We start from the raw sequence: 16,476 nt of genomic DNA, 5'->3' as shown, positions 1-16,476 counted from the left end.
GGCGGGGACGGGCTTTCGGAGGCGGGCGGCTTCCGGGAGCGGTTCCTCGCCGTCGGGCACCGGAGCCCGCAGGAGGCTCTCGTGCTGGACGAGTTCGGTGTCGCCGAGGCCGACCGCTGGTCCTGGGACCGGCTCTCCCGGCCGCACCCGTCCACCCCCTTCTCCTCCCCGGAGGCCCACCGCGCCTGGCTCCTGGACCGGCTGCGCGAGGACGTCGCGCAGGCCGCGCTCGGCAATGTCGCGGGCCCGCTGAAGGCCGCGCTCGACGTGCTCCGCGACCTGCGCAACGAGCTCCGCGGCGTCGTCGACCACGGCGGCCTCTCCGGGGCATCGCGCCGCGACCACCTCGACCGCTGGTACACGCCGCTCAACGCCTTCCTCTCCATCGGCCCGCCGCGCCGCCGCATCGAGGAGATGGCAGCGCTGATCGAGGCGGGGGTCCTGACGGTGCTCGGGCCGCGCCTGACCGTGCGGCCCGCGGACGGGGCGTTCCTCGCGCACTCCCCCGACGTGCCGGACTCGGCCGTTCGCGTCACCTCGCTCATCGAGGCCCGGCTGCCCGAGCCGGACCTTCGCCGCACCGGCGACGCGCTGCTCGGGCGGCTCCTGGCGGGCGGGGAGTGCCGCGCGCATGTGGTCGACGGCTATGAAACCGGAGGGCTGGACGTGACCCCTCGCCCCTATCACCTGATCGACCGCCAAGGCCGTCCCCATGCCCGCAGGTTCGCGTTCGGGGTGCCCACGGAAGGGGTGCACTGGGTGACCGCGGCCGGTGCGCGCCCCGGCGTCGACTCAGTCACGCTGTCGGACGCCGACGCGGTGGCGCGGGCCGCCCTGCGTACCGCCGCCGGGACCGCCGCAGCGCCGCCCGGCCCCCGGGCCGAGCCGAAGCGGAACCTCCGATTGACCGAATGTTGAACTTGCAAGCACTAATTAGGTTCCCCTAATCTTGGGCCTCCGCTCGGTTACCGTCCCCAAACCGAAGGAGTCCCCCACCATGACTGGACGTCTCAACAGCGCCCAGCCCTACGCCCTCGGCGCGTTCCGCATAGTGATCGGCCTGCTCTTCGCCTGCCACGGCGCCGCCTCGCTCTTCGGCGTCCTCGGCGGCGCGTCGGGCGGCGGCACGATCGACGTCGGTACCTGGCCCGGCTGGTACGCGGCCGTCATCCAGCTCGTCGGCGGCGCCCTGGTCCTGCTGGGCCTCGGCACCCGCGCCGCGGCCTTCATCTCGTCCGGCTCGATGGCCTACGCCTACTTCAAGGTCCACCAGCCGGAGGCCCTGTGGCCCATGGAGAACGGCGGCGAGGCCGCGGCGATCTTCTGCTGGGCGATGCTGCTCTTCGTCTTCACCGGGTCCGGCGCGTTCGGCCTGGACCGGTTCTTCGCCTCGCGGGCCGAGAGCGGCGACAAGGAGGGCGCGGACGCCAAGCACACGCCGGTCGCGGCCTGACCTGCGGCGCACGCTCCGGCTCGGACGACGGCGCCCCCTTCCTCGTACGTACGGGGAAGGGGGCGCCGACGCCGTACCGCACCCGCACCCGGGCCCGCGCCGGAGGCCCTGCGCGGCTACGCGCCCCACGCGCCGCCCGACTGCTGCGCCTCCGGCAGGGCCGCGAACGGCACCGTGAAGCACGCGGCGCGGTCGCCCGCGCCGCCCGGCTCGTCGTGCAGCACCACGGAGGCGGCCTCGCCGGGCCTGAATCCCCACGCGTGCTGTGCGCTCACCGATCCGGAACCATCCGCTCCGGCGGTGAAGTCCAGCCACACCTCGTTCTCCGCGTTGGCATAGGCCGGGTCCTTCGAGGGCTGGACCGGGTCGACGCGGTGCTGGTAATGGCCGCCCGCCGCCTCCGGCTCCGCGCCGCACGGCCTCTGGTGCACGTGCACGCCGTACGCGTACCCCGGCTTCATGCCGCGGACCTTCAGCGTGACGTTCGTGGCGCCCTCGACGCTGTGCTGCTCGACCTCGATCCAGGACGCCGCGGGCACCAGGCCGGTGTCGTACGTGACCGCAGGCGAGGGAATGAAGGCCGACGGCGGCGCGAAATAGGCCTCGGCACGCGCCCAGGAGCTTCCCGCCGCCACGTCGGCCGCTCCGCCGCCCGTGGCCAGTACGGCCGCCGCCACCGCACCGGCCAGCATCCCTGCCACCATCGCCCGCTCCGTCCCTCGTGCCGCCCGTGTTCCGGCCGCGTTCCGCTTGGGTACTGACTCGTTCGTACGGGACTTCGGGGCCGTACGCCTCATCGGGGGAGGCAGCCGGGTGAACGTGATGTAGGGAACATCTAAGCCCCCAGTGGATCTCCCGCCCTTCGCGCCGCGTACGCTGTACAGCTGTCACCAAGGCCGCCCCTGCCGTTCTCCGCGCGACACAGCGGCAACGCGCTGCCTAACGGGGAGTAACGGGGAGTTACGGTGCTTGAGAGTGTGGGGGCGTTGACCGGCAGTCCGTGGATCTACGCGGTCGTGGCCCTGTCCGTCCTGTTCGACGTCTTCGTGCCCGTCCTGCCGAGCGGGGTCATCGTCATCATGTCGGCGACCGCTGCCGCGGCGGCGGGCACCGGGGCGGCGGGGCAGGTTCCGCACGCCGTGCCCGACATCATGATGCTCATGCTCTGCGCGGCCACCGCGTCCGTGCTCGGCGACATGGTCGCCTACCGGCTCGCCTGGCGCGGCGGCGAACGACTCGACCGCGCGATCGCCCGTTCCCGGCGCCTGACCAGCGCGCAGGAACGCCTCGGCACGGCGCTCGCGCGCGGCGGTGGCGTCCTCGTCGTCATCGCCCGCTTCGCGCCCGCGGGCCGCTCGATCGTCTCCCTCGGCGCGGGCGCGGCCCACCGCAAGGTGCGCGAGTTCCTCCCCTGGTCCGCCCTGGCGGGCGTGGCCTGGGCGGGCTACAGCGTGGCCCTCGGCTACTTCGGCGGCCAGTGGCTGGGCGCGACCTGGCTGGCCACGGGCGTCTCGCTGCTCGCCCTGTTCGCGGCGGGCGCGGGGGCGGCGTTCCTGGTCCGCCGCCCCACGACGGCAAGCCGCCCCACGACGGCGAGCTGACCCGCGACGGCGAGCCGCCCCGCACGGAGGCCCGGCGGCCTCCGACACCTGCGTCCTGCGTCCCCTTACGAGGCCCGCTGCGCCCCGCGCACCTCCAGGCCCGCCAGCAGTTCCGTCGTCGCCTTCGCCACCGCGTCCACCGCGTGATCGAAGACCTCGCGGTTGTGTGCGGCGGGGGCGCGGAAGCCGGAGACCTTCCGGACGTACTGGAGCGCGGCCGCGCGGATCTCCTCCTCGGTGGCGTCCTCGGGGATCGCGGGCGGGCGGAGCGTCTTGATGCTTCGGCACATGCATCCAGCTTGCCACCGCCCACTGACAAGACGGCTCGATGCGCACTGCCGTGACGGCTCGATACGAACTGCCGTGACGGCTCGATGTCCACTGACAAGACGGCTCGATCGTTCGCACGCTTCACTCGCACACGTAATTCGAACAGGAGTACCATTACGGCGTGCCTGCCACCCCATCCCATGACTTCCCGAGCGACCTCCTCGCCGGCCAGGAGGAACTGCACCAGGTCCGCTCCGTGCTCCTGGCCCTGCTCAAACGCCTGCCCTGGTCGGTCGAGCCCCTCGACGGATTCAGCGACACCGGCGGCTGGCGCAAGGTGGAGCGCCCCGCCTCGCCCGGCTGGACCCCGGACGAACAGGCCGAGGTCGAGAAACTCCGTTCCAAGGAGCGGGAGTTGGCGGTCTTCGTGACGTGTCACGAGTACTGGGAACAGGTCTCGGGGCCGGACGCCGTCACCGCACGCGCGGCTCTCAAGCACGCCCACGAAACGCCGGACGACTCCCTCTCCGCCTAGCCATTGACAGCCGCAGACAGCGGGCGTTGACTCCCTATCAGCCACGCACGAGCCCCCTTCGAGCCACGGAGGTGCAGCCTTGAACGTCCTGATAGTCGTCGCGATCCTGGCCCTCTTCGGCCTGGGCTTCAGCCAACCACTGCTGTGGCTGGCCGCAGCGGCGCTCATCTTCTACCTGGCACGCTTCTACGAAGGCGGTTCGTCCGCCAAGAACAGCGGCTCGGGCAGCAGTTCAGGGAGCGGCTCCGCGAGCAGCGGCGGTGGCATGGGCGGGGGCGGAGGCGGCGGGGGCAGCTACCCCAAGACCTACCGCGACTACCGCATCCGCAAGGAACGGATGGAGCGCTGGGACCGCCGGTACCGCAGAACACACCCGGGCTCCCGCTGACAGGGCGGCGTCACACGCATCACCCGCAAGGCGAAGGCCCCCCACCGAAACCGGAGGAGGGCCTTCGCACCGGCACGGGAGCGCCCGCGCGCGGGTGGGGCAACGTCATCGTCAGTGGCGCGGCCCCTGCTTCCGGTCGCGCCAGCCCTCACCCTTGACGCCGCGCTCACCCTTGCCGCCGTCGTACTCGATCTGCTCCTTGCGCACCGTGTCGGAGATCTCCTGCGTCTCCGTCACCTTCTCGGTCTCCAGCCGGACGCGCTCGACCGGCACGGACTCCTTGCTGACCACGGCCTTCTCGGCGTGCAGGGTCACCTCGGCCTCGGCCTCGCCGATGCTGGCGCGCGTGCCGTCGCCTTCGCGGATGGGCTCGCGGACGACGCGCACCTCCTCGTGGGAGATGGGCACGGACGTCTTCACGTCCTCGGTGACGACGACCTTGCGCAGCCGGGCACGCCCGACCACTTCCTCCTCCGTGCCGACCCGCAGCCGCTCCTCGGAGCGGATCATCTCGCCGGACTTGCTGTCGTCCTGCCCCGTCGAGCGGCTCGCGGCGCCCGCACCGACCATGCCGGCACCCGCGCCCGCACCGGCCATCCCGGCCATGCCCTCGTGCTCACGCATGCCCTCACGGCCCCGCTTGCCGGCCGCCGCACCACCAGCCGCGCCACCGGCCGCCGCCTGGGGCCGGGTGAGCCCGTAGTGGGCGTAGAGCTCGTGCTCCTCGCCCGGCTCGATGTGCTGGTCGGCGTCGATGCGGGGAGCGTCCTTCACGGCCTCCTTCGTCGTCGCCACGTGCAGCTGGTCGTCCTGGCGACGGGCTCCGGCGAGCGGGACGAAGCTCTGCTTCATACCGAAGAGACCGGTCTTGACGGTGACCCACTCGGGGCGACCGTTGCGGTCGTCGAGATACACCTGCTCGACGCTGCCGATCTTCTCGCCGGTCCGGTCGTAGGCCGTCATGCCCGCGAGCCCGTCGGAGTTGGTGAAGCCTTCGCCCTGCGTCATGGGTGATCACTCCCTCGGAGCGCGCGACGGGCGAAATCGACTCTCGCCACGACAGCCGCACGCTTCCCCTCCATCGCGCTCCGCCTCGCGGCGCGCCGCAACCAGGAAAGTGACGGAACGTGCACGGAGAGCGCTGCGAGAAGGCCCCATCGGCCCGCCTGAGGCGATCGCCCCGGTCTGCCCCACGGCCACTCGATTAGCCCATTCGAGCTACGTCGCCAGCAGACGGAAAGGGCCCCGCACCGAGATTCGGTGCGGGGCCCTTTCACAGGTGAAACCCGGTGGGCGCGGACGGTTTCGAACCGCCGACATCCTCCTTGTAAGGGAGGCGCTCTACCCCTGAGCTACGCGCCCGGGAACGAGTGGACAGCCTACCTTGCCGCAGGCAGTGCCCCGCAAACCCCTTTTGCGCCGCCAGGAGCTGCCAAGAGCTGCCGGGGGCCGCCAGGAGCCGCCCGCGTCCGGGGGTTAACCCCACCCCGAATCCTGCGGCAGTCCGGATCCTGTCGACTCGGGCGGTTCCGTAGAGTCTGTCGGAGACCAGCAAGATCATTACAGGGGGATCCGTCATGACCGTCCGCACCCGTAGCCCGCGCGCCGGCCGCGCCCTCGCCGCCGTCGGCGGGACCGTGGCCGTCGTCCTGCTCGTCGGTGCGTGCGGGGCCGACGCCGATGACGACACCGAGCCGGACCACCGGACGTTCGCCCTGGCGGGGAAGACGCTGACCGTCGAGTCCAGCGACACCTCGCTCGACCTGGTCCCGGCGGGCAGCGGCGCCAAGGGCGTGAAGGTGACCCGGTGGTTCGACGGGCAGACCGTACTCGGCGGCGACCCCAAGGTGACGTGGGAGATGGACGGCGACCGGCTCGAGCTCGACGTGTCGTGCTCCGGGATCATCGCCAACTGCTCGGCCAGGCACCGCGTGGAGGTGCCGCGCGGAGTCGCCGTGACCGTCGAGAACAAGGACGGCAGTGTCACGGCCGGCGGGTTCCGGGACGCGATGAAGGTGCGTACGAAGGACGGCTCCGTCACCGTCAAGGACGCCCGCGCACCGCTCGACCTGGACAGCTCCGACGGATCGATCACCGTCGAGGGTGCCGAGGGGCCACTCGGCCTGCACAGCTCCGACGGCTCCATCACCGCGCGCGGCATCACGTCCGGGCGGGTGTCCGCCGACTCCAAGGACGGGTCCGTGCGGCTGGAGCTCGCCGCCGTGCCCGACCGTGTCGAGGCCCGCAGCAAGGACGGCTCCGTCGACATAGCCGTGCCGAAGGAGCAGCACGGCAAGCGCGTCCCGTACGACGTACGGACCGAGACCTCCGACAGCTCCGTCGACGTGTCGGTGCCACGGGACGACAGCAGCCCCCACCACGTGTCCGTCCACAGCTCCGACGGCAAAGTCACTGTGCGCAGCGCGAACTAATGGGCCCGTGTATTCGTCTTTAACCGGTGGGAGAATGTGACACCGGGCAGGGCGGATGACAGCACGGGAGAGGGATAGTGACGGCGACACCTTCACAGCCGTACACACCGGACAGAACAGAGGCCGAGAGCACGACGGACGCGGCAGGAGCAGTGGAGGTGGCGGGCCCCGCTCGCACCGCGAAAGCCCCCTCCCGCCGTCCCCACGGGAGCGCGCGCCGCGGCGGCCCCCTGCGTGATGCCCTCGCCCTCGTCACCTTCGTCTCCCTCTCCCTGCCCCTGCTCGCCGTCGCCGTCCCTGCCGCGTTCGCGGGCGGCGGCACCCGGCGCTGGTTCGGCGGGCGCGGCGAGAGCCTGCGCGCCGAGGCGCAGGCCGCGAAGGACGCCGCCGCCGCGGCCTTCTACGAACTGGACACCGCCCAGCGCGACCTGCGCATCTCCATCGAGACGATCGTGGCCGTCGACTCCTCGCCTGCGGCCCAGCGCGCCGTCTCCGACTTCGAGGCGATCGGGCACCGCATCGACGAGGTCAGCCACCAGTACATCAGCGCGGTGGACGCCCACGACCTGGACCGGGACGACCTGGAGTCCTCCGTCGCGGCCCGCGCAAGGACCGAGCTGACCGCCGCGAAGACGGAGCTGGGCAAGACCAAGCAGGACCTGGAGCGCTTCCAGCAGGGCCTCGGGCCGCTGCTCGACAAGGCGGAGACCCAGCTCGCCCGGCTCGCCCCCGCGGTGGAGCGGGCCCGCCAGACCCTGCTCGCCGCGAGCAACGCCCTCGATTCCGTGCGCGCGGCCGGACTGAAGGCCGACGACCTCGCCGCCCGCCTGGCGACCCTCGGCCCCGAGCTGACCAAGCTGAACCAGGGCGCGGGCCGCCACGGCGTGCCGGAGACGCTGCAGCGCGCCGACCGCGTCCTGCGCGACGCCGAGGCCGTGCGCGCCGAGGCCGAGCGGCTGCCCGAGCGGGCCGCCGAGATCGACCGGCGGCTCGTCTCGCTGCGCACCCGCGCGCAGGCGCTGACCACCCGCACCGGCCAGGTCGACCCGGTCCTCAGCGAGCTGCGGCGCCGGTTCGCCGCCGCGTGCTGGCAGGACCTGCAGCACGTCCCCGACCAGGCCGTGGAGAACGTTCGCCGGGCCGAGGCCAAGCTGAAGGAGGCCCAGCAGGCGCGCGACGAGCAGCGCTGGCCGGACGCCACCTCGCTGCTCTCCACGGTCCGTGCGCTGCTGAACACCACGGACGAGGCGGTCTCCGCGGCCGGTGACCGCCTCCAGCGGCTGAACGCGGTGTCGAAGGACCCGCAGCAGGAGATCGAGCGCACCCGGTTCGCGATCCGGGACGCGCAGCGCCTGGCGATGGCGGGCCGCCAGACGCCCGAGCAGCGGCACGCCCGCCCGCTCGACGAGTCCGTGGCCCGCCTGGACCGCGCGGTGGCGTCCCTGGAAGGCCGCCACCCCGACTACTGGCACTTCCTGACCGAGACCGAGGCGGTCCGCACGACCGTGGCGCGCGTGGTCGCGCAGATACGGGAGGAGCGCGGACAAGGCGCCTGAGGCAGGAGCGTGGACAAGGCGCCTGAGGGCGGGCAGGGTGCCTGAGGCAGGAGCGCTGGGCAGGGCCCTCGGGGGGAGGAGCGCGGGCAGGGCGCCCTAGGGGCCGGTGCGGCTGCCGCGCACGCTTGCGGTTGGCAGTCGCCGTCCCGCGGGCGGATCCTGGAGTGGCGTACGGGGCTCGGCGTGCGGACGCACGTCGTCCTCCGCTCGCACCAGGAGGCTGACATGGCCACGCACGTGCTCCGTCCGGGGACGAAGCGGGGGAACCGGCGCCACATCACGCTCGACGAGCACCTGCCCGTCGACCACCGGCTCAACCAGGTCTACCGCGCGGGCGCGGGCCTGATGGGTCTCGTTCTGCTCACGTTCGGCATCCTCGGGCTCATCGACAAGATCGGGTTCTTCGACACCCGCGGTGACTCGGTCGCCGGGCTCAGTACGAACGGCGCGCTCAGCGTCCTGTCGATCGTCGTCGGCCTGCTGCTCCTCGTGGGCATGGTGATCGGCGGCAACTTCGCCTCGACCCTGAACACGGTCCTGGGCGTCGCGTTCATCGTGAGCGGCTTCGTCAATCTCGCCCTGCTGGACTCCAGCCACAACTTCCTGGCGTTCCGGATCCAGAACGTCCTCTTCAGCTTCGTCGTGGGCGTGCTGCTCATGACCTTCGGGATGTACGGCAGGGTCAGCGGCGGGCTGCCGCACGACAACCCGTACTGGAAGGCGCGCCACCCGGATCGGACCGACTGAAACGGCTGTGCGAATGTGGGGAGATGCTCGACTTCCCCACGGCTCTCCGGGCGCGGCGCCTCGTCGCCATCGTGCGCGGCACCGACCCCGACGCCTCCTTCCGTACGGTCATGACGCTGGTGGAGTCCGGCGTTCCCCTCGTCGAGGTCTCCCTCAGCGGCGCCGACGCGCTGGGCGTGCTGCGCCGGGCGCGGGCCGAGCTGGGGACGGACGCCTGGCTCGGCGCGGGCACGGTCCTCACCGCTGACGACGCCCGCCGGGCCGCCGACGCGGGCGCCAACCTCATCGTCACGCCCGGCCTCGGCGCGGGCGTCGACGAGGCCGTCGCACTGGGGCTTCCGGTGCTCGGCGGCGTCCTGACGCCCACCGACGTCATCGCGGCGCGGGCGGCGGGCGTGACGACGCTGAAGATCTTCCCCGCCTCGGCGATGGGCGGTCCCGGCTACCTCAAGGCGCTGCGCGCCCCGTTCCCCGACGTCCCCTTCGTGCCGGTCGGCGGCGTGGACGCGGCGGCCGCGGAGGCGTATCTGAGGCTCGGCGCGGTCGCGGTGGGCGTCGGCTCACCGCTGATCGGCGATGCGGCCGACGGCGGCGACCTGGGTGCGCTGCGGGCGAGGGCGGCGGAGTTCGTGCGCGTCGCGGAGGCGGTGGCCCGATGAGCGACGTCCTGACCCTCGGCGAGACCATGGTCGCCCTGCGCGGCAGCGGCCCCCTCAAGCTGGGCGGCTCCATGGACCTGTCCGTCGCCGGTGCCGAGAGCAACGTCGCCATCGGTCTTTCGCGCCTCGGCCACACCGTCCGCTGGGCGGGCGCGGTCGGCGACGACGAGGCCGGTGAGCTGGTCCTGCGCACGCTGCGCGCGGAGGGCGTCGACGTCACCGCGGCCACCCGGGACGCGGCGGCCCCGACGGGCCTCATCCTCTTCGAACCGCGGCTGCCGGAAGTGACCCGCGTGCACTACTACCGGGCGGGATCGGCAGGTTCACGGCTCACCCCCGACGCGGTCGAAGCGGCCTTCGCCGCCGGAGCGCCGCGCGTCCTGCACCTCACCGGCATCACCCCGGCCCTCGGCCCGTCGGCGGCGGAGGCCTGCCGACGCGCCCTCCGGCTCGCCCGCGAGCACGACACACAGGTCTGCCTGGACGTGAACTTCCGCTCCCGTCTGTGGAGCTCCGAGCAGGCGGCGACCGAGCTGCGCGCCTGGCTCCCCCACGTCGACGTGCTCATCGCCTCCGACGACGAACTGCCCCTGTGCCTGCCGTCGGGGGCCGCCACCACCCCGGAGCAGGTCCTGCTGGACGAGGGGATCCGCGAGGTCGTGGTCAAGCTCGGCGCGCGGGGCGCGACCGTCCACAGCGCCGAAGGACCGCTGCACTCCCCCGCGCGCGAGGTGCGGGCCGTGGACGCGGTCGGCGCGGGCGACGCGTTCGTCGCCGGGTATCTGTCGGCGCTGCTCGACGGCGCGGATCTGTCGACCCGCCTGGACCGGGCGGTCACCACGGGCGCGTTCGCGGTGGCGTCGCGGGGCGACTGGGAGGGGGCGCCCACACGGGCGGAGCTGAAGCTGCTCGGGGCGGGGCCCGGCACGGTGGTCCGCTAGGGACTCGTCACGAGCCACCGTCTGTCAGCAGGCGCCCCTGAAGGGGCGCCTCCTCAGAGGCGCGGGGAACCGCGCGACCAGCCACGAAGCACCCGCGCCCGCACTCGCCCCAGGCACGGCCCCGCGCCGGACAGTGACGTCAGCCGCGGCGGCATCAGCCGCAGCAACCCCCACCACAGCAACCGCCCCCGCCGCCTCCGCCCCCGCGAGGAGCGGGCGCCGAGGCCGAGGAGCCGCCGACCGCCACGGTCGACAGCAACTTCACCGTGTCGCCGTGCCCGGCAGGGCACACCGCGGGATCGGCCGACTCGGCCATCGGGCGGCTGAGCTCGAAGGTCTCACCGCAGGACCGGCACCGGTATTCGTAACGAGGCATGGCCCCAGGCTAGCGGGGCCCCACCGCCCCCAGGAACGCCTTGGCGATCTCCTCGCCCGCCGCGACGCCCCGCTCCGGCAGCACCGTGAGCCCCGTCGCGGTGAAGCCCGTGTCCGCGAGCTCACCGTGCCCCGGCCGCCAGGAGCGGTCCGCCGCGCGCAGCAGGTCGGCGTCGAGCAGCGAGTCGCCCGCGGCGAGGATCTCCTCGGCCCCGGCCCGCCGGGCGACCTCCCGCACGGCCGCGCTCTTGGTGAGCGGCTTCGGCACGGCGTAGAGCTTGCGGCCCTGCAGCGACACGGTCCAGCCACGCCCCTCAGCCCAGACGGCGAGCTCCTTGACCCACTCGTCGGGGAGCAGCGCGCGCTCGACGACGAGGTACGCGAACAGGTCCTCGGCGACGCGCTCCTTGAGCAGCCAGGCGGGGTCGGCGGTGCGCACGAGGTGGGCGCGGACCTCGTCGAGCGAGGCGCACTCCGCGGCGAGGCGGCGGGCGACCGTCGTCCGCCAGTCGGGGTCGCAGACGCCGTCGACGAGCAGGTGCCCGCCGTTGGCGCAGACCGCGAACTTCGGCGCGGGACCCGGGAGATGGATGCGCCCGTACTGTTCACGCGTGCGCGTGGTGGTCGGCACGAAGACGGCCGTGCGCGCCAGCTCGGCCAGGAGCCCGGCGGCGGTCTCGGTGACGTACGACAGCGGCTTGCCCTCGTACACCTCGACGCAGAGCAGGCGCGGCGCCTCCGCGTCCGGCATGGTCAGGCCGAGGGCGGCGGTGGAGTAGATCAGGGTGCGGTCGAGGTCGCTCGCGACGATCCTGGTCACGGTCACTGGGAAACCACCGCCTTGCCGTCCGCGCCGGTGGCGCCGCGCGTGTACTGGGGATGGATCAACCCGACGCAGGTGTACGGGAGTTCGTCGACCTCCTCGACGGGCACGCCCCGCTGCTCGGCGAGCAGGCGCACGTGATCGAGGTCCGCGCCCGCGCCCTTGCGGGCCAGGATCTTCCAGGGGACGCGGCGCAGCAGCACGCGGGTCGTCTCGCCGACGCCCGGCTTGACGAGGTTCACGTCATGGATGCCGTACTCCTCGCTGATCCGCTCGACGGCGGCCCAGCCCTCCCAGGTCGGCGCGCGGTCGGCGGTGAGCAGCTCCTTGACCTGTACGTCGACGGCGTCGGCGACCTCGTCGAAGCGGGCGGCGACCGCGTCGACGAAGTGGCCGGACACATCGGTACCGGCCAGCTCGCGGTAGAACTTCGCGCCGTGGAAGTCGTCCGGGCCGACCAGGTCGGCGCGGAGCACCGTACGCGAAATCAGCCCGGAAACCGTGGAGTTGAGGCAGGCGGAGGGGATGAGGAAGTCCTCGCGGGTGCCGTAGGTGCGCACGCACGAGCCGGGGTCGGCGAGCACGGCGATCTCCGGACCGAATCCGGCGGCGCCGCCCTCCTCCTCGAACTCCCTTATCGCGTCGGCCAGTTCACGGGTGATCGCGCCCTTGCCGGTCCAGCCGTCGACGAAGACGACGTCGGAAGGGTCGTGGTGGGCGGCGAGCCAGCGCAGGGCGTTGGCGTCGATGCCACGGCCGCGGACGATCGACACCGCGTAGTGCGGCAGGTCGAGGCCGTGCCGGTGCGCGGCCCAGCGGCGCATCAGCACGCCGACGGGCGTACCGGCGCGGGCCAGCGAGACGAGCACCGGGCGCGGTGACCGCTCGGCGAGGACGGTCTCGGTGACCGTGCCGACCGCCCGCGCGATGCGGGCGGCGGAGGTGTCGAGGGCGGCGCGGAACAGGTCCTGGTAGCGCTCGCTCGGCTGGTACTCGACGGGCAGCGACTCGGCGTAGTGCGCGCCACCGCTCTGTATCGCCTCCTCGCGCTCCTCCGTCGGCGCTTCGAGCGTCACGTCCGAGAGGTCCTGGAGCAGCCAGCCGACGTCTTCGGGTGCGTACGAGGAGAAGTCGGGGCCGCGGAGGGGCTCGGGGAGCATGCGGGACCTTTCAGGAACGTGCTGAGGTGCGTGTTCAGGTACGTAGGAGGGGACGACGGCCAGCAGGACGTGCCCGGTGTGTGCGGACAGCTGGACCAGCAGTCCGTCCTCGGCGTGCAGTCGAGGGGTGTCCGCGACGGAGTCGACGACGGCGACGATCGCGTCGAAGCCCGCGCCCGCGACGTTGTACGCGTACCGGGTCCCGGGGCCGTCGGCCGGTTCGTCGTGCGCGGGGAAGGCGAGGCGGGTGCGTATCGCGTAGCCGGGGTCGTCCACGGCGAGCACGGGCGAGCGGGTCGTGGTGGAGAACCGCACCTCCGCGCCGGTCCGCCGCTCCAGCTCCACGCCGAGCGCGAGCGGGGCGTACATCAGCTCCTCGAAGCCGAGGACGAGCACACGGCGCGCATCGGCAGGCAGCTCCCGGGCGATCCGCTCGGCCATGCCGGGGAGGGCCTCGTCGAGCCGGGCCCGGTGGTCCGGCGTGAAGCCGTGCCGCCCGCCGTCGGGAACGCCCGCGGGCCAGCCGAGCTCGACGCGGTCGACCCGGCCGCGCTCCCCCCGGGGCTGCGGGACGGTCGCGGCGCCCTCGTACTCGGCGACCAGCGCCTGCCCCTTCGCCAGGACGCCGTCGGGCAGCCGCACCGTGCCGGACGCCGCAGCGACGAGGTCGACGCGCGCGCCGATCTCGCGGGCGAAGTCGGCGAGCCGCCCCTGGTCCTCGGGCGAGCGCATGTCGACCAGCGCCACGATGACGTACCGCTCGCGCGGGAAGCGCTCGTGCAGGGCGCGGACGGTGTTCAGGACGGTGTTGCCGGTGGAGAACTCGTCGTCGACCAGGACCAGCGGCCCGTCCCCGGCGAGCAGCCGCGGGTCCTCCGGCAGCAGCAGGTGCGAGGTGGCGTGCGAGTGGGACTCCTCGAAGCCGCCCGCGCGCTCGACGCCCTCGACGGGGCGCCGGGTGGAGTGCAGGTAGGGGGCGAGGGCGACACCGTCGGCGACCGCGTGACCGAGGCCCGTCGCGGTCTCCGCGTAGCCGAGGACGACGGCGCGGCGGGCCTCGTCGTCGCCGAGGAGGTCCCGCACCCGGACGCCGAGGTCGTGCCCGGCCGCGTACACGGCCGAGGGGTGCTGCGGGACGTGCTTGCCCAGGACGTTCGACACCAGAAGGTGGGCCCGCTTGGGGTTGCGGCGCAGGGCGAGGCCGAGCATGCCGCGCAGCGCCTCGTCGCCTTCGAGGCCGACTCCGAGCCGCTCGGCGACCCAGGTCCCCGACCATTCCGTCGCCTCGGTCTCCGGCACCGCGTCTTCAGTCACGTACGTCATGTTCCTTAGGTTCGTCGGCCGGAGGTTCCGGCCGTTCGGGCGGGAGGCCCGGCGGTTCAGGCGGGAAGCCCCGCGGCGAGCAGCTCCACGAAGCCGACGTCCTCCCTGGCGACGCCGAAGACCTCGGCGCGCCGCAGGGTCCGCTCGGCCCAGGCGCGGTGCGGCTTCACCTCGTTCATCTTGTTCGTGTACGAGGAGCGCAGGACCCCGCCGCCGCACCGCTCCGGACGCAGGATGTCCTCGGCGTCGCTGAACTCCTCGTGGCTGACCACGGAGAGTGCGTGCACGGGCAGCACGTGCGAGGGGTGGATGCAGGTCTTGCCGAGCAGGCCGTTGGCGCGGTCGAGCTCGATCTCGCGGAGCAGCCCGTCCATGTCGTGCTCGATGAGGGCCTGGCGCAGCTCGTCGGCGCGGCCCTCCAGGAAGGGGCTGCGGCGCAGCTGCGGCTTGAACATCCGCTCCTGGACGCGGAAGTACTCCCAGACCGGTCCGGTCACGGTGAAGCCGGTGCCGTCGGCCCTGCCGAGCACGTTCACCACGTCGGCGATGACGGAGGCGACGATCTGCACGTCGTACGCGGTCATGTCCGGTGGCCTGCGCAGTCCGTACGCCGAGCAGAAGTCGGTGACGCCGAGGCGCAGCGCGAGGACCCGGTCGCGGTACTTGTCGACGGTGCGGGCTATCCCGGCGAGGGTCTCGGCGCGGCTCTCCAGGTGCAGCAGCTCGGGCGACTCCAGGACGGGCATGGCGAAGAGCCGCCGCGCCGGGCCCTCGGGCCCCGCCGGGAGCTCGGCCTCCGCGGCCACGAGTGCCTCCAGGAACGGGACGCCCCGCTCCTCGGTGAATTTGGGCAGTACGAATCCGGACAGCAGCCGGATGCTCGTGCCGAGCCTGCGGACCAGGTCCGGTATCTGCTCGGCGGCGCGCACCCGGATGAAGAGCAGGGGCGGCTCGACGCCCCGTTCCGCCAGGTCGGCGAACTGCCCGACCAGGTTCTCCTCGGCCTCGGCGACCTCGGCGTCGTCGATGGAGTCCTCCAGGCAGATCACCATGGAGACCACTCCGCGCCCGGCCTGTTTCAGGATGTCCTCGGCGAGGCGGGGACGGGTGGCCGGGCTGTAGAGCGTGGCGCCCAGGGCGGGCGCGAGCAGGTGGGGCGGGGAGTCCGCGGTGAAGGCACCCGGCTCCCGGTGGAAGAGGCGGTGCCGCACCTCTGGGGCGAGATGCCCGAAATGACGCATGTGAGTCCCTGCTATCGCCTGTTTCGTCGACGTGGGCCGTTCTGATGTGGCCGGTAATAGTACGTAGAGACGGGTGCCGGGGGTTCCCTCCGGGCATGAACTTCAGGTAACCCGGCCATGTCACACATGCTCACCACACAACCGTCGCACGCTCGCACCACCCGCAGGTCAGGAGCCCGGTGACGCGGCCGGGGCCTTCGGCCCCCCGCGTTGTCCCACCCCTGCGGGGGAAGGCAGGATGACCGCATGACGCACGCGATGTTGAAGGGGTCGAACGTCCCTCTGGAAGCCTCGGCGGTCCGCGCCGTGCTGCGCTGGACCCCCGGGCAGGGCGTCCCCGACGTCGACGCGTCGGCGCTGCTGCTCGGCGGCGACGGGCGGGTGCGCTCGGACGAGGACTTCGTCTTCTACAACCAGCCGCGCCACCCCGGCGGCAAGGTCTGGCGGCTCGGCAAGAAGCGGACCTCCGAGGGTCTGACCGACACGATCCAGACGGATCTGGCGGGCATGGACCCGGCCGTGAGCCGCGTGCTCCTGGCCGCGTCCGCGGAGGGCGTCGCCTTCGAGCACGTACCCGCGCTGCGGATCCTGCTGTACGACGCCGCCGTCACCGAGGGCGAACCGCTCGCCCACTTCGACATCACTCCGCAGACCGGCGAGGAGACGGCGCTGATCTGCGGGGAGCTCTACCGCCGCGGCGAGGGCTGGAAGTTCCGCGCGCTGGGCGAGGGGTACTCCAACGGTCTCGAGGGGCTCGCCTCCGACTTCGGGATCTCCGTGGACGACTCGGACTCCGCATCGTCGGAGCCCGCACCCTCGACCTCCTTCCCGCTGCCGCCCCAGCAGCCCATGCCGCAGCAGTCGGTGGCCCAGCAGCCCGTCGCCCAGCCCGCCCCGCAGTCGCCGCCGCAGCCCTCGTACGGCTATCCGCCCGAGCCGCCCCGGCACCCGGCGCCCCAGCCCGCCTACGGC

17 protein-coding genes, 1 tRNA gene and 1 pseudogene are annotated in these 16,476 nt (G+C 72.9%); 11 read left to right on the top strand and 8 right to left on the bottom strand.

The genetic code is table 11. From position 1 onward, the window contains the following. Positions 1-918: pseudogene (locus AOK03_RS26660) on the top strand (FAD/NAD(P)-binding protein); the annotation flags it as partial. A gap of 79 nt (positions 919-997) precedes the next feature. Beyond that, positions 998-1,453, top strand: coding sequence for a DoxX family protein (locus AOK03_RS26655; protein WP_055567887.1), 456 nt, complete (start codon positions 998-1,000; stop codon positions 1,451-1,453). Positions 1,454-1,569: 116 nt separating this feature from the next. Here the strand turns inward: AOK03_RS26655 and AOK03_RS26650 are convergent, their stop codons facing one another. After that, on the bottom strand, positions 1,570-2,157 hold the full coding sequence (locus AOK03_RS26650) for a superoxide dismutase family protein (RefSeq protein WP_055567886.1): 588 nt from the start codon (positions 2,155-2,157) through the stop codon (positions 1,570-1,572). A gap of 261 nt (positions 2,158-2,418) precedes the next feature. On the opposite strand from AOK03_RS26650, the gene AOK03_RS26645 reads away from it, so the two are divergent. Further along, entirely contained in the window at positions 2,419-3,054 is a 636-nt protein-coding gene (locus AOK03_RS26645) for a DedA family protein (RefSeq protein ID WP_055567885.1), read from the top strand. A 65-nt stretch (positions 3,055-3,119) separates the two neighbouring features. Here the strand turns inward: AOK03_RS26645 and AOK03_RS26640 are convergent, their stop codons facing one another. After that, positions 3,120-3,344, bottom strand: a complete 225-nt coding sequence (locus AOK03_RS26640; protein WP_055567884.1) for a DUF2277 domain-containing protein — start codon at positions 3,342-3,344, stop codon at positions 3,120-3,122. A gap of 161 nt (positions 3,345-3,505) precedes the next feature. Here AOK03_RS26640 and AOK03_RS26635 point away from each other — a divergent pair, with 161 nt between their 5' ends. Both AOK03_RS26635 and AOK03_RS26630 read left to right on the top strand, forming a co-directional pair. Beyond that, entirely contained in the window at positions 3,506-3,859 is a 354-nt protein-coding gene (locus tag AOK03_RS26635) for a hypothetical protein (protein ID WP_055567883.1), read from the top strand. Positions 3,860-3,938: 79 nt separating this feature from the next. Then, positions 3,939-4,247, top strand: coding sequence for a hypothetical protein (locus AOK03_RS26630; protein ID WP_055567882.1), 309 nt, complete (start codon positions 3,939-3,941; stop codon positions 4,245-4,247). A gap of 111 nt (positions 4,248-4,358) precedes the next feature. On the opposite strand, the gene AOK03_RS26625 is transcribed toward AOK03_RS26630, so the two are convergent. Both AOK03_RS26625 and AOK03_RS26620 read right to left on the bottom strand, forming a co-directional pair. Then, positions 4,359-5,255 (bottom strand): PRC and DUF2382 domain-containing protein, encoded by an 897-nt coding sequence (locus tag AOK03_RS26625; protein ID WP_055567881.1) that lies wholly within the window; start codon positions 5,253-5,255, stop codon positions 4,359-4,361. 282 nt (positions 5,256-5,537) lie between these two features. Then, a tRNA-Val gene (locus AOK03_RS26620) sits at positions 5,538-5,609 on the bottom strand. A gap of 215 nt (positions 5,610-5,824) precedes the next feature. Here AOK03_RS26620 and AOK03_RS26615 point away from each other — a divergent pair. From AOK03_RS26615 to AOK03_RS26595, 5 genes are all read left to right on the top strand, one after another. Continuing rightward, positions 5,825-6,679, top strand: a complete 855-nt coding sequence (locus tag AOK03_RS26615; protein WP_055567880.1) for a DUF4097 family beta strand repeat-containing protein — start codon at positions 5,825-5,827, stop codon at positions 6,677-6,679. Positions 6,680-6,837: 158 nt separating this feature from the next. Beyond that, on the top strand, positions 6,838-8,235 hold the full coding sequence (locus tag AOK03_RS26610) for a hypothetical protein (RefSeq protein WP_055567889.1): 1,398 nt from the start codon (positions 6,838-6,840) through the stop codon (positions 8,233-8,235). A 225-nt stretch (positions 8,236-8,460) separates the two neighbouring features. Next, positions 8,461-8,982: a DUF4383 domain-containing protein gene (locus AOK03_RS26605; RefSeq protein WP_055567879.1), complete on the top strand. Its 522-nt coding sequence runs from the start codon at positions 8,461-8,463 to the stop codon at positions 8,980-8,982. A gap of 23 nt (positions 8,983-9,005) precedes the next feature. Continuing rightward, positions 9,006-9,641: a bifunctional 4-hydroxy-2-oxoglutarate aldolase/2-dehydro-3-deoxy-phosphogluconate aldolase gene (locus AOK03_RS26600; RefSeq protein ID WP_055567878.1), complete on the top strand. Its 636-nt coding sequence runs from the start codon at positions 9,006-9,008 to the stop codon at positions 9,639-9,641. Continuing rightward, on the top strand, positions 9,638-10,582 hold the full coding sequence (locus tag AOK03_RS26595) for a sugar kinase (RefSeq protein WP_055567877.1): 945 nt from the start codon (positions 9,638-9,640) through the stop codon (positions 10,580-10,582). The genes AOK03_RS26600 and AOK03_RS26595 overlap by 4 nt, the downstream gene beginning before the upstream one ends. A 154-nt stretch (positions 10,583-10,736) precedes the next feature. On the opposite strand, the gene AOK03_RS41285 is transcribed toward AOK03_RS26595, so the two are convergent. Genes AOK03_RS41285 through AOK03_RS26580 form a run of 4 tightly spaced genes read right to left on the bottom strand, consistent with a single transcriptional unit; the run spans position 10,737 to position 15,504 of the window. Then, positions 10,737-10,958, bottom strand: coding sequence for an FmdB family zinc ribbon protein (locus tag AOK03_RS41285; protein ID WP_079074972.1), 222 nt, complete (start codon positions 10,956-10,958; stop codon positions 10,737-10,739). Positions 10,959-10,967: 9 nt separating this feature from the next. Continuing rightward, positions 10,968-11,777 (bottom strand): HAD family hydrolase, encoded by an 810-nt coding sequence (locus tag AOK03_RS26590; RefSeq protein ID WP_055567888.1) that lies wholly within the window; start codon positions 11,775-11,777, stop codon positions 10,968-10,970. 2 nt (positions 11,778-11,779) lie between these two features. Further along, positions 11,780-14,263, bottom strand: coding sequence for a phosphoribosyltransferase (locus AOK03_RS26585; RefSeq protein WP_055567876.1), 2,484 nt, complete (start codon positions 14,261-14,263; stop codon positions 11,780-11,782). 56 nt (positions 14,264-14,319) lie between these two features. Then, positions 14,320-15,504 carry an HpcH/HpaI aldolase/citrate lyase family protein gene (locus AOK03_RS26580; RefSeq protein WP_055567875.1) on the bottom strand — a complete coding sequence of 395 codons (1,185 nt, stop codon included), beginning with the start codon at positions 15,502-15,504 and terminating at the stop codon, positions 14,320-14,322. A gap of 246 nt (positions 15,505-15,750) precedes the next feature. On the opposite strand from AOK03_RS26580, the gene AOK03_RS26575 reads away from it, so the two are divergent. Continuing rightward, positions 15,751-16,476, top strand: a 726-nt coding sequence (locus AOK03_RS26575) for a TerD family protein (RefSeq protein ID WP_055567874.1), incomplete at its 3' end; no start/stop codon positions are given.

Source organism: Streptomyces atriruber (assembly GCF_001418325.1).
GTDB lineage: Bacteria > Actinomycetota > Actinomycetes > Streptomycetales > Streptomycetaceae > Streptomyces > Streptomyces atriruber.
Note: the sequence above shows the minus strand (reverse complement) of the source record. Positions and strands in the feature narration are given on the sequence as shown.